The organism is Micavibrio aeruginosavorus, assembly GCF_051245535.1.
GTDB classification, from domain to species: Bacteria; Pseudomonadota; Alphaproteobacteria; order Micavibrionales; family Micavibrionaceae; genus Micavibrio; species Micavibrio aeruginosavorus_D.
Genome location: NZ_CP195303.1, coordinates 648,691 through 662,080 on the forward strand (window position 1 = coordinate 648,691; position 13,390 = coordinate 662,080).

General features: G+C 54.8%; 13 protein-coding genes. 4 read left to right on the plus strand and 9 right to left on the minus strand.

Features of this window, described 5'->3' with window-relative positions; translation table 11 throughout:
* The first annotated feature begins 8 nt into the window (after positions 1-8).
* From fabA to ACSC94_RS03240, 3 genes are read left to right on the plus strand one after another with little or no spacing between them, the layout of a single operon-like run.
* Positions 9-530 (plus strand): 3-hydroxyacyl-[acyl-carrier-protein] dehydratase FabA, encoded by a 522-nt coding sequence (gene fabA, locus ACSC94_RS03230; protein ID WP_435641629.1) that lies wholly within the window; start codon positions 9-11, stop codon positions 528-530.
* A 6-nt stretch (positions 531-536) separates the two neighbouring features.
* Positions 537-1,781: a beta-ketoacyl-ACP synthase I gene (gene fabB / locus ACSC94_RS03235; protein WP_435641630.1), complete on the plus strand. Its 1,245-nt coding sequence runs from the start codon at positions 537-539 to the stop codon at positions 1,779-1,781.
* 15 nt (positions 1,782-1,796) lie between these two features.
* Positions 1,797-2,645, plus strand: coding sequence for an enoyl-ACP reductase FabI (locus ACSC94_RS03240; RefSeq protein WP_435641631.1), 849 nt, complete (start codon positions 1,797-1,799; stop codon positions 2,643-2,645).
* Positions 2,646-2,767: 122 nt separating this feature from the next.
* Here the strand turns inward: ACSC94_RS03240 and mscL are convergent, their stop codons facing one another.
* The 4 genes from mscL to ACSC94_RS03260 all read right to left on the minus strand — a co-directional run bounded on the left by mscL (position 2,768) and on the right by ACSC94_RS03260 (position 7,898).
* On the minus strand, positions 2,768-3,169 hold the full coding sequence (gene mscL, locus ACSC94_RS03245; protein WP_435641632.1) for a large-conductance mechanosensitive channel protein MscL: 402 nt from the start codon (positions 3,167-3,169) through the stop codon (positions 2,768-2,770).
* Positions 3,170-3,233: 64 nt separating this feature from the next.
* A complete protein-coding gene (locus ACSC94_RS03250) occupies positions 3,234-3,983 on the minus strand; it encodes a glycerophosphoryl diester phosphodiesterase (RefSeq protein ID WP_435641633.1) in 750 nt (249 codons plus the stop codon).
* 90 nt (positions 3,984-4,073) lie between these two features.
* A complete protein-coding gene (pnp, locus tag ACSC94_RS03255) occupies positions 4,074-6,221 on the minus strand; it encodes a polyribonucleotide nucleotidyltransferase (RefSeq protein ID WP_435641634.1) in 2,148 nt (715 codons plus the stop codon).
* A 288-nt stretch (positions 6,222-6,509) separates the two neighbouring features.
* Positions 6,510-7,898 (minus strand): hypothetical protein, encoded by a 1,389-nt coding sequence (locus ACSC94_RS03260; RefSeq protein WP_435641635.1) that lies wholly within the window; start codon positions 7,896-7,898, stop codon positions 6,510-6,512.
* 135 nt (positions 7,899-8,033) lie between these two features.
* Here ACSC94_RS03260 and ACSC94_RS03265 point away from each other — a divergent pair, with 135 nt between their 5' ends.
* The gene (locus ACSC94_RS03265; RefSeq protein ID WP_435641636.1) at positions 8,034-8,669 is read left to right on the plus strand and encodes a 2,3-bisphosphoglycerate-dependent phosphoglycerate mutase; all 636 of its coding nucleotides are present in this window, start codon (positions 8,034-8,036) and stop codon (positions 8,667-8,669) included.
* Between the two features lie 97 nt (positions 8,670-8,766).
* Here the strand turns inward: ACSC94_RS03265 and ACSC94_RS03270 are convergent, their stop codons facing one another.
* From ACSC94_RS03270 to rbfA, 5 genes are all read right to left on the minus strand, one after another.
* Positions 8,767-10,521 (minus strand): acyl-CoA dehydrogenase family protein, encoded by a 1,755-nt coding sequence (locus tag ACSC94_RS03270; protein WP_435641637.1) that lies wholly within the window; start codon positions 10,519-10,521, stop codon positions 8,767-8,769.
* Positions 10,522-10,621: 100 nt separating this feature from the next.
* Complete coding sequence (locus ACSC94_RS03275; RefSeq protein WP_435641638.1) at positions 10,622-11,389, minus strand: GNAT family N-acetyltransferase; 768 nt, start codon at positions 11,387-11,389, stop codon at positions 10,622-10,624.
* A gap of 310 nt (positions 11,390-11,699) precedes the next feature.
* Positions 11,700-11,978 (minus strand): 30S ribosomal protein S15, encoded by a 279-nt coding sequence (gene rpsO / locus ACSC94_RS03280; protein WP_435641639.1) that lies wholly within the window; start codon positions 11,976-11,978, stop codon positions 11,700-11,702.
* A 20-nt stretch (positions 11,979-11,998) separates the two neighbouring features.
* Positions 11,999-12,940: a tRNA pseudouridine(55) synthase TruB gene (gene truB, locus ACSC94_RS03285; protein WP_435641640.1), complete on the minus strand. Its 942-nt coding sequence runs from the start codon at positions 12,938-12,940 to the stop codon at positions 11,999-12,001.
* Positions 12,941-12,945: 5 nt separating this feature from the next.
* Positions 12,946-13,386, minus strand: coding sequence for a 30S ribosome-binding factor RbfA (rbfA, locus tag ACSC94_RS03290; protein ID WP_435641641.1), 441 nt, complete (start codon positions 13,384-13,386; stop codon positions 12,946-12,948).
* Positions 13,387-13,390: the final 4 nt, after the last annotated feature.

The window sequence follows — 13,390 nt, forward strand, 5'->3', positions numbered from 1 at the left end:
AACAGCCAATGTCTAATGTACAAAAATCGAGCTACAGCTACGACGATCTGATCGCTTGTGGCAAGGGTGAACTTTTCGGTCCGGGCAATGCGAAACTGCCGGCCCCGCCGATGTTGATGTTCGACCGTATTACCGAAGTATCCGCCGATGGTGGTGCCCATGGTAAGGGGATCATCAAGGCCGAGCTGGATGTGAATCCGGATCTGTGGTTCTTCCAATGCCACTTCCTGGGTGACCCGGTGATGCCGGGCTGCCTTGGTCTGGATGCCATGTGGCAATTGCTGGGCTTCTATCTCGGCTGGACTGGTGCGCAGGGCTCTGGCCGGGCGCTGGGTCTGGGCGAACTGAAATTCACGGGTCAGGTTCTGCCGGAAGCCAAACTGGTTTCCTATGAAATCAACCTGAAACGTGTGATCAACCGCAAGCTGGTTCTGGGGATTGGTGATGGCACCGTATCCGTGGACGGCAAGGTGATCTATGAAGCGACCGATTTGAAAGTCGGTTTGTTCGATAACCCCAAATCTTTGTAAAACATCATGAGCAAAACAATTACGCAACGCCGCGTGGTCGTGACCGGCCTGGGCGTCATTTCCTGCATCGGTAATTCCACGACGGAAGTTCTGGAATCCTTGAAAGCTGGCAAATCCGGTATTACGTTTTCGCAAGATTACGCCGACCGTGGTTTCCGCAGTCAGGTTTGGGGCAAGCCCGAGGTCAATTTTGAAGAATTGATCGACCGCAAATTGCGCCGCTTTATGGGCGATGCCGCGGGCTATGTGCATTTGAGCATGGAGCAGGCGATTGCCGATTCCGGTTTGACGAAAGAGCAAATCAGCAACCCGCGCACCGGCATCATTGTCGGTTCGGGTGGGGCGTCCGGCCGGAATCAGGTTGAATCGGCCGACATTGCCCGCAATTCCGCACCGAAACGTGTGGGGCCATATATGGTGACGCGTTGCATGGGGTCCACCACATCGGCAACCGCCGCGACCAATTTTGAAATCAAGGGCGTGAATTATTCCATTTCGTCCGCATGCTCGACCTCTGCGCATTGCATCGGCAATGCCGCTGAAATGATTCAGTGGGGCAAGCAGGACATTATGTTCGCTGGCGGTGCCGAAGAATTGGATTGGACCATGTCCGTTCTGTTCGATGCCATGGGCGCGATGTCATCCAAATATAACGACCGGGCCGCAACCGCGTCCCGCGCGTATGACAAAAACCGCGATGGTTTCGTGATTGCCGGTGGTGGTGCGATGCTGGTTCTGGAAGAACTGGAACACGCCAAGGCCCGCGGCGCGAAGATTTATTGCGAATTGACGGGTTATGGCGCCACATCCGACGGCGCCGACATGGTCGCGCCGAGCGGCGAGGGTGCCGTTCGTTGCATGAAACAGGCGCTGGAAACCGTTGAAGGTCCAATCACCTATATCAACAGCCACGGCACCAGCACGCCGGTCGGCGACATCACCGAACTGAACGCCATCCGCGAAGTGTTTGCGGCCCGTGGTGAAAAAGTTCCGGCGATCAGCTCGACAAAATCCATGACTGGTCACTCATTGGGTGGAACCGGGGCGCAGGAAGCCCTGTATTCCATCTTGATGATGCACAACAATTTCATCTGCCCCTCGATCAATATCGAAGAGTTGGATGAAGGCGCCGCCGATGTGGATATTGTGCGTGAGTGCAGAAACAATGTGGAACACCAGACTGTCGTGTCCAACAGCTTCGGCTTTGGCGGTACGAACTGCACCCTGGCTTTCTCGCGTTTGAAAGACTAGGGGCAAGGTAGCGTTATGACACTGGAAAAAGGTTCTAAATCCAACATTATGGCCGGGAAACGCGGTTTGATCATGGGCGTCGCCAATGATCACTCCATCGCGTGGGGCATTGCCAAAACCCTGTATGAACACGGGGCCGATCTGGCCTTCACCTATCAGGGCGATTCCCTGAAAAAACGGGTGGAGCCGCTGGCAAAATCCGTTGGGTCCGATATTTTGCTGGGCTGCGATGTGACGCAGGAAAGTGAAATTGATTCCGTCTGTGCCGGTTTGGGCAAGGTTTGGGACGGTCTGGATTTCGTTGTTCACGCCGTGGCCTATTCGAACAAGGAAGAATTGAAGGGGCGTTATCTGGATACCAGCCTCGAAAACTTCCTGAACACGATGCACATTTCCTGCTACTCCTTCACCTCGGTTATGCGCCGCGTCGCGCCGATGATGAAGAAGGGTGGCTCGGCCATTACGCTGTCCTATTACGGGGCGGAAAAAGTCATGCCGAATTACAACGTGATGGGTGTGGCCAAGGCCGCGCTGGAAGCATCCGTTCGCTATCTGGCCGCCGATCTGGGCCCGGAAGGCATTCGTGTTAACGCCGTTTCGGCTGGTCCGATGCGTACATTGGCCGGGTCTGCTATTGGCTCCGCGCGCACCACGTTCAAGTACAACAACATGACCGCGCCATTGCGCCGGGGTGTTGAACTGGAAGAGCTGGGTGGAACGGGCCTGTACCTGCTGTCCGATCTGGGTGGCGCGGTGACGGGCGAAGTTCACTATGTCGATTGCGGTTTCAACGTTTTGGGCATGCCCCAGAATTTGAACGAAGTTCTGGCCGTGATGGGCGGGAACGGGAAAGACAAGGAATAAACACTTTCCGTCATACCGGCGAAGGCCGGTATCCATCGGATGGAATGTATGGACCCCGGCCTTCGCCGGGGTGACGGATGGGAAAGTTACTAAAAAAGCCGCTGTTTCCAGCGGCTTTTTGTTTATTTGTTCTTCAACAAATCGCGAATTTCTTCCAGCAGGACTTCCTGCTTCGGCGGCGGGGGCGCATCGGCGGCGCCCGCATCCTGTTTGCGTTTCAGGGTGTTCATGACCTTGATAATCATAAACATGGCCCACGCGACGATAACGAAGTTCACAATTGCCTGAATGAACAGGCCATAGTTCAGCGTTACGGCGGCGGCGCTGTCTGTGGCTTCGATCATGGTCCAGCTCAGTTTGCTGAAATCAACCTTGCCCAGAAGAACGCCGATCGGCGGCATAATGACGTCCTTCACCAACGAGTTGGTGATAGCCCCGAACGCCGTCCCGATCACAATACCGACGGCCAGATCGATGACGTTACCGCGCATGGCAAATTCGCGAAATTCGTTAATGATTTTCATGGGTTATGCTCCTTTGATTTGATCCTGTTCAATCTGTAGCTGTCGAATCGGAGGGGTTCAAGGTTTAGTGAACGTGAAACATCGCTTCACGAATAACATCCGGAACATCGGTGAACACCGTATCCACGCCCCAGCCGCGCAATTTGCGGGCTTCTTGTGCGTCATTGACGGTGTAGACCATCACGGCTTTTTCCATGTCGATGATTTCTTCGACCATTTCGCGCGTGGCCAGTTGCTGGCTGATATTCACGGATACGACATCCAGATAATCGGCAATGTCGGCCCAGTTGGGCGGCAGATCATCGTGCCAGAGGAGGAGGCCGCGATACCAGTCCGGGGCCATTTCCTGCGCGGTTTCCAAGCTGACCAATTGGAAGCTGGAAATCAGCAGGCGGGAATGGTCGTCCCAGATGCGGGACAGAACATCCAGCGCCACTTCCGCCGTTTCTTTCTCACGCCCCGGCGTCGGTTTGATTTCGAGATTGAGGCCCAGATTTTTTTGGATAATCACATCCAGCGCATCTTCCAGCGACGGAATTTTTGCCCCGGCAAAACTTTCACCGAACCAGCTTCCGGCCTCCAGTTGTTGCAAATCCGCCCACGTGGCATCGGCCAGATTGCCAAAGCCATTGGTGGTGCGATCCAACAGATCATCATGGAAAATCACCGGCACATTGTCGCGCGTCAGCATGACATCCAACTCAACCCATTCCACGCCCATTTCAGCAGCGGTCAGGATGGATTCAATCGTATTTTCCGGCGCATATCCGCATGCACCGCGGTGACCAATGATTTTCGGGATTTTCAGGGCCATGATGTTTCCTGTGTATCAGAAGGGATAAAGAAAATTGGATGACTGGAATAACCCAATCATCCAATTTCCAATCATTTAGTTATCCAGCAATTAGCCAGCTTCGCGTTCGCCGCGCGGTTTGCGGTCTTCTACTGCGATTTGTTCGCCGGTTTGTTGGTCAACGCGTTTCATGGACAATTTGATTTTGCCGCGGTCGTCGAAACCGATCAGCAGAACCTTGACCATGTCGCCTTCTTTCACCACGTCGGTGGTGGCGGCAACGCGTTGGGTGGCCAGTTCGGAGATGTGAACCAAACCGTCTTTGCCCGGCATGAAGTTCACGAAAGCACCGAAATCGGTGGTTTTCACGACTTTACCGTCATAAACAGCGTTCACTTCCGGGTCATCAGTGATGCCGCGGATAATGCGAATGGCTTCTTCAATCGCTTTTGCGTCGGACGCCGCCACTTTAATCGTGCCATCATCTTCGATGTCGATTTTGGTGCCGGTTTTTTCAACGATTTCGCGGATGACTTTACCGCCCGTGCCGATGACTTCGCGAATTTTTTCTTTCGGTACAGTCAGCGTTACGATTTGCGGTGCGAATTCGGACATTTCGGTCCGTGCGTTTGTCAGTGCCTTGGACATTTCGCCCAGGATGTGCAAACGGCCTTCGCGGGCTTGTTTCACGGCAATGGCCATGATTTCTTCGGTGATCGAAGTAATCTTGATGTCCATTTGCAGGGCGGTGATGCCCGTTTCCGTGCCAGCCACTTTGAAGTCCATGTCGCCCAGGTGATCTTCATCACCCAGAATGTCGGACAGAACAGCGAAGTCAGCGCCTTCTTTGATCAGGCCCATGGCAATACCCGCGATCGGGCGTGCCAGCGGAACACCCGCATCCATCATCGCCAAGGACGAACCGCAAACGGACGCCATCGAGGATGAACCGTTGGATTCGGTGATTTCCGACACGTTACGAACGGTGTACGGGAAGTCCTCAGCCTTCGGCAGCAGCGGGTTAATCGCACGCCATGCCAGTTTACCGTGACCGATTTCGCGGCGGCCCGGGCTGCTCATGCGGCCGGCTTCACCAACGGAATAGGGCGGGAAGTTGTAGTGCAGCATGAAGCGTTGTTTGTATTCGCCTTCCAGCGCGTCCATGATCTGCTCATCCTGACCGGTGCCCAGCGTGGTCACAACCAACGCCTGGGTTTCGCCACGGGTGAACAAAGCGGAACCGTGCGCACGCGGCAGAACACCAACTTCGGCCACGATCGGACGAATGGTTTTGGTGTCACGGCCATCGATACGCATGCCTTCTTTCAGAATGCGGCCACGGACCACGTCGGCTTCCAGCGTTTTGAAGGCTGCAGCAACGGTTTCCTTGGACAGATTTTTCTCTTCGGAAACAAATTCCTCAACGGCTTGTTTCTTCAGTTCGCCAACCAGTTCATAACGGGTTTGCTTGATCGGCTCCAGATACGCTTTGGACAAAGGCGCTTCGAACTTTGCCTTCATGGCTTTGGTCATTTCGACCACTTCCGGGCGGGCAACGGGAACATCCCATGGCTCTTTCGCGCACATTTCGGCCAGGCTGATGATGTTGTTGATGACCGTCTGGAAACCGTTCCAGCCGAACATAACCGCACCCAGCATCACTTCTTCGGACAGTTCCTGAGCTTCGGATTCAACCATCAGAACGCCTTCGTTCGTACCGGCCACAACCAGATCCAGAACCGAGTTCGCACGTTCGGACAAGGTCGGGTTCAGAACGTATTGGCCGTTGATGTAGCCAACGCGTGCGCCACCAATCGGGCCCATGAACGGGATGCCGGAGATGGTCAGAGCGGCGGAAACACCGATCATTGCAACAATATCCGGATCGTTTTCCATGTCGTGTGCAACAACCGTTGCAATCACCTGAACTTCATTCAGGAAACCTTCCGGGAACAGCGGGCGGACCGGGCGGTCGATCAGGCGGCTGGTCAGCACTTCCTTCTCGCTCGGGCGGCCTTCGCGTTTGAAGAAGCCACCCGGGATTTTACCGGCGGCGTATGCTTTTTCTTGGTAGTGAACGGACAGGGGGAAGAAATCCTGACCATCGCGCAAGGAGCGCGCGCCAACAACGGTACACAGAACGGTCGTGCCGCCCATTGTCGCCATTACAGCACCGTCAGCCTGACGGGCGATTTTGCCAGTTTCGAGAACGACTTTTTTGCCGCCCAATTCGAATTCTTTGCGATAGATATTAAACATTCAACGTTCCTTTTGTTTAGACTTCGTGCGCCATACCAGCCCTTGCCAGTACGACGTGTTTGTAGAAAGACGCAATTTTTGCGCGGGGGAGGGGTTCGGTGGACAATAAAAAACAGGAGGGTCCGACGGGATGGATAACCTGTGCTTTACAGTCGACCGCACGCCGCCTCCGGACCTTGCGCCAACTGGTGTTTTTAATGCCACGGGGGGCGTGGGAAGTCAAAGAAAAACAAGGGTTTTTGAGCCAAAACCCCCGCCATTTACGTCTTTTGGCGGGGGATATGGCAATTATGGGTTGGCCTTTGGAAGTTTGACTGGCGGACGGCCCCGCAGCAGCAAGTCAAAATCGCCATTTCCCAGCATCAAGGCGCTCAGATAGAGCTTGCGTTCCAGATCCGGGCGGCGGGCTTTGTCGCCATGGAGGTCTTTGCGCCATGCTTCCAGCTGATTGAAGACTCCTTGCCGGGCGGTTTGCCCCTTGCTCAACGCGGCGGCGATGGCGGTTTGCAGAGCGGTTGAGACAATCTGTTTTTCTGCTCTGGATGCTTTGGCTAGAACGACCTCTATTTTGGGTGGCAGGGTGTCGGTGTAGGGCAGAACGCGTTGCCGGGTTTCCGTCATGATTCTGGCGCGTGCTACATCGGAACGATTTTGATAGGCGGCGATGAAAGGCGATGTGCCTTTTCCGGTCTTCAGGTAGTCCGCTATAGCCCGGAATTGCATTTCGTTCAGCTCATGCGCGGTCGTGATGTCTGTGGCGACACGTTCTATGTCGTTCATCGTATAACGCTTGATTCTCTCGATGCCAGTTTTTCTGATATGTGCCAGTAGAGCGTCGTGCATCGGTGTAGTGTAGTAAGTGGAGCCAGTATAATAATCCGCATCATGTTCCGGTGAGTAATTGACCATCATCATTTTGGGTCCATTCCAGCGGGATGAGATGGCGCGGGCATCGGCGGTTTGTTGCAGGATTTCGCGATCACCCCGCACAAACATGGTTAGCGTGGCGGCCACATCCGCGAATGCTTCTGACCGGTGAATAGCCCGTGCATATTCAAAAGCATTGCTGCGGTTTGCACGGTTAACGGCATGTACAAACGTACGGTCCAGACAATGCCAGACCTCGTGCCATAGGGCGCGTTGTAACATTTTGTATGGCCCCGGATCAATCGCGGCATGTAATTCCCTCGGCCCCGCTTCACCCACCCATTTTTCCAGCAGACTGCGTGATGACAGATCGGGCGTGTCCGTTGTGACGATGCAAACGTCATCGGTCTTGCGTGTATTTTCCTTGGTGCTGGCGGCCACGGCTTCCGGTTTGTATTGCGTGGGGCCATACATGCTGCCCATCGACAGCCGAACGGATGATGCGTCTTTCGTTTGTAATTCCAGTCCCCGGCTTTTCAGATAGTAATAGAGTTTATTGCCGAATGCTTCCGGGTTTTTGCGGGTGAATGTATTGATCTGATCAATATCGACAATATAAACACGCGGCATTGCGTTTTTGGTTTGGGCATAGGCATTGGCCTGTGATTCAATATTCACCAGCATTTTTGAAAATGTTGTCGCGGGTTCATCCGCCATGGCCGGAACGATGCCCGCAGCCATAGAAAAACCAAGCGACAAAGCGCCCAATGTCCGGCGCAGGGTTTTTGACCCTTTGGATAAAGTGTGCATACGCGGTGTATCCCCAACCCTGGTATTCTTTTTATGATTTGGACCAAAAGTGTTATATAAAAACGGCGCGCATGTCATGGTTTTATGGCATGTCATTGATTTTGCAGAATTATTTACGTCAGATAGGGGTCAAATATGAACACACTCGTCCTGCTCCGCCACGGCCAAAGCCAATGGAACCTGGAAAACCGTTTTACGGGGTTCCACGACATCGACCTGAGCGATCTGGGTCGTGAGGAAGCACGTCAGGCGGGTCTGCGCCTGAAAGCGGCGGGTATTCAGTTTGATCAGGTGTTCACCAGCACATTGCAACGCGCCGGCCACACGGCGGAAATTGCGCTGACCAATGCCGGACAGGCCGATTTGTTGAACAGCATGATCCGCCACGATGATCTGCGCGAGCGCGATTACGGTGATCTGACCGGATTGAACAAGGATGAAACCCGCGCGAAATTCGGTGACGAACAAGTGCATATCTGGCGCCGGTCATATGACATTAACCCGCCGGGCGGGGAGTCGTTGAAAGACGTGGTCGAAAACCGCGTGCGCCCGTATTACAACGCCAATATCAAACCGTTGGTCGATAGCGGGAAAAACGTTCTGATCGCCGCCCACGGTAATTCACTGCGCGGTATCCTGATCGTTCTGGGTGCAGAAACGCCAGACACCATCAACGCCGCCGAAATGGAAACGGGTGTGCCGTTGGTGTTTGAACTGGAAAACGGCAAGATCCTGAAACGCTATGCGTTGAAAGAAGCGCTGGCGGCGTAAAACGCATAACCCCCAATACGTCATCCCGGCGCAGGCCGGGATCTTTTTCCATTGTGTCTGGAAGACCCCGGCCTGCGCCGGGGTGATGGTGTGTTATTTAAGCCGGAGCCGGCCCGCCGGGGCCTGTTTTCTTCACGGGTGTTGGTGCGATTGAAACAACGCCGCGGACCAGTCGGTTGAAATCATCGGCCAGTGTATCGACATTGTAACCCGCTGGCTTGATCTGGCTGAATGTCGTTTCGGCCAGTTTTTGCAGGGCCAGCAATTTCGTGCTGTCGTGAGGATGTTTCATTTCCCACGCGGCTTCACGCGCCATCAGGGCGTAGGTGAGAATATCGGCCGCGGCATCCAGAATATCATCCGCAACAAATTCCGCCGTTTGCGGATTTTTGACCAGATCGCCCATCATTCCGGCAATCTCCGTCGTTTTACGTTTCAGCAACGCGCGTTCGGTTTTCATTTCCGGCGGTAAGGCTTTCGCAATGGCATGCAAGTTTTTGATGAAACTTTCCGCGCCTTTTTCCGGGCCGAGGATCACACGGGTCAATTCCAGTGCCTGAATTTGCCGCGGCCCTTCCCACACTTGTAAAACCAGCGCATCGCGCATCAACCGTTCGGTCGGCCAATCGGCGGTATAACCGTTTCCGCCGACCATTTGCACGGCGATATTGGCGGATTTCACGGCCAGATCGGCGGTGCGGTATTTGGCAATAGCCGTGACCATACGCATCCAGCTCTGCGCCGTTGCATCGTTGCCTTGCGACACATCAAAACTGTGCGCGGCTTCGAAGGCGAGGGCGCAGGCGGCCATCCAATCCACGCTCATCCCGATCATGTGTTTCTGGTTCATCGGGCGGTCGGACAGGGCTTTGCCAAAGGTTTCGCGGTTATCCATCCAGCAGCGCACTTCCAGCAAGGCCCGGTGCGCGACACCGGCGGCGGACATGGCATTGTGAACGCGGCTATAGCCGAGCGCTTCCATCATCACGCGCAAGCCATGCGGCGGCGGGACCAGTTCGATGGCATACGCATCGTCCAGCAACAATTCCGCCGTGGCCAAGGCGCGCGTGCCCAATTTTTCTTTTAATTTTGTAACGTGATAGGAATTCGGTTTTGTCCAATCCTTATCAATATGACTGGGCACCAGATACAGGCCCAGCCCTTTGGCCCCCGTCGATCCTTCCGCGCGGGCCGTGGCAACGGCGAGGCCGGATGAGGCGTTGGAGGCAAACCATTTCTGGCCGTTCAGGCGGTATGATCCGTCAAAATGCTTGCGCGCGGTTGTTGTGGTGTTGGCCACATCGCTGCCGCTGTGTTTTTCTGTGGCCCATGTGCCGCCGGTTTTGGCCAGCCCGTCCATGCGCGTGGATTCATGCAGGAAACGCTTTTTCACGTCATCGCTGCCATATTTATTGACCACATACGCAACGGCCCCGGTCATGGTGACGGGGCAGTGGGTGGAAATATCCGTTTGTGACAGCAGATAGCCCATGACGAAAGACAGGCTGTGCGGTTCCGGGTTTTTGTCCTGAAAGGCGAGGCCAATCACGCCGCGGCGGTAAATTTCAATTTGGGCATCTTCGTATGCCGGGTTGAACACAACACGGCCCGTGCGTTCACCAGGTTTTCCGGCGGCGGCAATGTCATGCACCAATTTCGGTGGGGCGTGGCGGTCGCTGTATTCCGCCTGAACATCCAATGCGTTGCCAACCCATGCGCCCAGATCGGTCAGGCGACCTTGCTGGCGTTTCAGCATTTGCGGGTTTGTACGCTCCAGAAAATATTTCACGTTCTGGTCCAGCGCATAAAAATTCAAACCCCGCACAACCGGGGGCATTGTGTTGGATGCCATGACGACCTCTCTGCCTTATCCATTATAGCCCCTTTGCGGGGTCTTATTGATCAAATATGCCCGATATTGTTCATGGATAGGGGGCTGAATGCAACCCGGTTTAGACGGGGCGCAAAATCATCTCCTTGGTCGCTTTCTTCCAGCCGCTGATGACATAACCTTGATCCAGCATGGATTTTTGGGTTTCGATGTCGTGCATGGGGCAGGTTTTGCATCCGTCTGCAACCTCGTTAAAAGCCTGCGTGAGCCGCTTTTTCTGAATATTCGGCAGGGTTTCGTGCAGGTTGTAAACAACCGTACCGTCCGACGGGTCGACGCCGATGCTGGGGATTTCCATGCCTTGGTCCAGGAACGTGGCCCAGCTCGCGATGTTGTTCACGTCCACTTCGGCCAGCGCGTGGCCTTTGTTGGCCTGAATGCCGTGGTTCAGCCATGCTTTCACCATGCTGTGCATCAACCCGTTATTCCGATAGGTGGGCAGAACGGTGACGCCTTGCAGCAACGTAATGTCATCCGCCGCACCGACCGGGGGCATGTCGACCATGCCGGTTTTGGGGTGATCGATGGATGGGTTCAGGACAATGGCCTCGCCAATCAATTTGCCCTTATGTACGACGCCCACGACCGTGTTGCCGTGGTTCCGGTTGAAATGATCGACGAAGAACGATGCCGGTTTGGGCAGCATGAAGGCCTTTTCCGCTTCGGTCAGCATTTGAATGGCTTTGTTATGCAGGCCGATAATGTCGGACAGGTGCGATTTATCCAGCTTTACGACCGAATAAACGCTGTGGTCCCGCAACGTGCCTTTGTACAGAACAGGGCAATCATTAAACGCGGTTTTTTGTTTTTTGTTGGTATTCGCTGGCATCGTTTTGTCCTCGGGACGCATTGGATTGAAACGTGAGTAAAGCGTTCATCCGCCTGATCCAGTTGGATCAAGGTGCGAGGAGGAAAGGGAGATGTCAGGAAGTCCTAAAAGGCCTGCACCGCACGATCCGCAACGCCCTGAGCCAACAGGGGGCGGTTTGTACGTCGTGCGCGTCGGATCGCGCTATGCGGTGCGGTTGCGTTTTGCATGGGGTGATTAAACACCAAATGGCGGGCCTTTGAAAAGGAAAAAATAAAACGGCCCGAAACCATGCGGTTCGGGCCGTTTAAATTCTGTAATTCCAAAGGAATTAGCGGCGGATGCCCAGCTTTTCGATCAAAGCTTGGTAGCGGCCTTCGTCCTTTGCCTTGACGTAGTCCAGCAGTTTACGGCGCTTGGCAACCAGAGCCAGCAGGCCACGGCGGCTGGACATGTCTTTTTTGTGCGATTGCATGTGTTCGGACAGGTAGCTGATACGGTCCGTCATCACTGCAACTTGAATTTCCGGTGATCCTGTGTCGCCTTGTTTCGTTTGGTTCTTGGCGATCACGTCCTTTTTACGGGCGGCGGTATTTGTGTTAGTCGACATCGTTTTCTCCGATCATTGTTTTAAAGGTTCAGTACGCGTAGCGGCTGAATATCGATGCCGTCGATGTTCACAAGGGCAATAGGTTTGCCATCGAACACCGCCAGCGCCGTCACGGGGTTGGATTTATCGGGAACCACGCCGGCCCGGTGGAGTCGCTCCACATCAGGGCGGGAGATGAACGATAAAACCTGTCCGTTCTTCAACCGTGCAGCTTCCCTTTCGTTCAGATCCAGAGCCGGGATGTCGTCTAGCACTGTTTGAACAGGAAGCAGCATGTCTTCAAGGGGCGGAATTTGGCTGGAATCCGCTGAGAAATCAAGAGAAATCGCATTGTTTACGGTAAAAGGTCCCACCTGATCCCGGCGCAGGGCGGAGATATAGCCCACAGACCCCAGTTCCAGCGCCAAATCCCGGCCCAGAGAGCGTATATAGGTGCCCTTGCCACAGACACAGCGGAAATCGGCCTCATCCCCGCGCAGGGCCAATAATTCAAGGGAATCAATGCGGACGGCCCGGGGGGCCAGATCCACGACCTCGCCGGCGCGGGCCAGGTCATAGGCGCGTTGCCCGTCGATTTTCAGGGCGGAGAAACGGGGTGGTAATTGGTCAATGGTGCCGATAAAGCGGGGCAGGATGGCGCGGATCGCGTCTGCGGTCGGGCGAATATCGGATGTGGCGATCGCCTCACCCTCGGCATCGTCGGTGGACCGTTGTTCCCCGAACCGGACCGTGAAACTGTAGGTTTTCGTGTGGTCCATACAGAAAGCGATGGTTTTGGTGGCTTCGCCCAAGGCAATCGGCAAGATGCCGCTGGCCAGCGGGTCGAGTGTACCGCCATGGCCGATTTTTTGGGCGTTCAACAGCCAGCGCAATTTCCCCACGACCTGAGTCGAGGTGACGCCCAACGGTTTATCAACCGCGATCCAGCCGTGAATGGGAATGCCTTTTTTACGTCGGGCCATCGGCGTTATTGGTCGTCGTCGGATTCTTTGTCCGCGGCTTCTTCACCCGGGGCTTCATACCCGTAGCGGTCGGTTTCCGGCAAGGCACCAATCAACGTTTCAATACGCAGGGCGTAGTCAAAGGTTTTGTCCATGATGAACCGAACCTTTGGCGTGAATTTCAAATCCAGTTTCCGGCCAATATCGCGTTGGAAGACGGAGGCAGAGTCATTCAACGCGGGCAGCATTTCATCCATATTGCCGCCGCCCAACGCCAGAACATACGCCGTTGCGTGTTTCAGATCGGGGCTGACGCGCACTTCGGTCACGGTGACGATTGCGGAGGCGTCGAACAGCAGGGGGTCGTCAAAACGCCCCTGCCGCAACGTTTCCGAAATCACGTGGCGAAGCTGTTCGCCAACACGCAACATGCGTTGCGATGGTTCCGATGCTTTTTGCTTCCGCATGCTG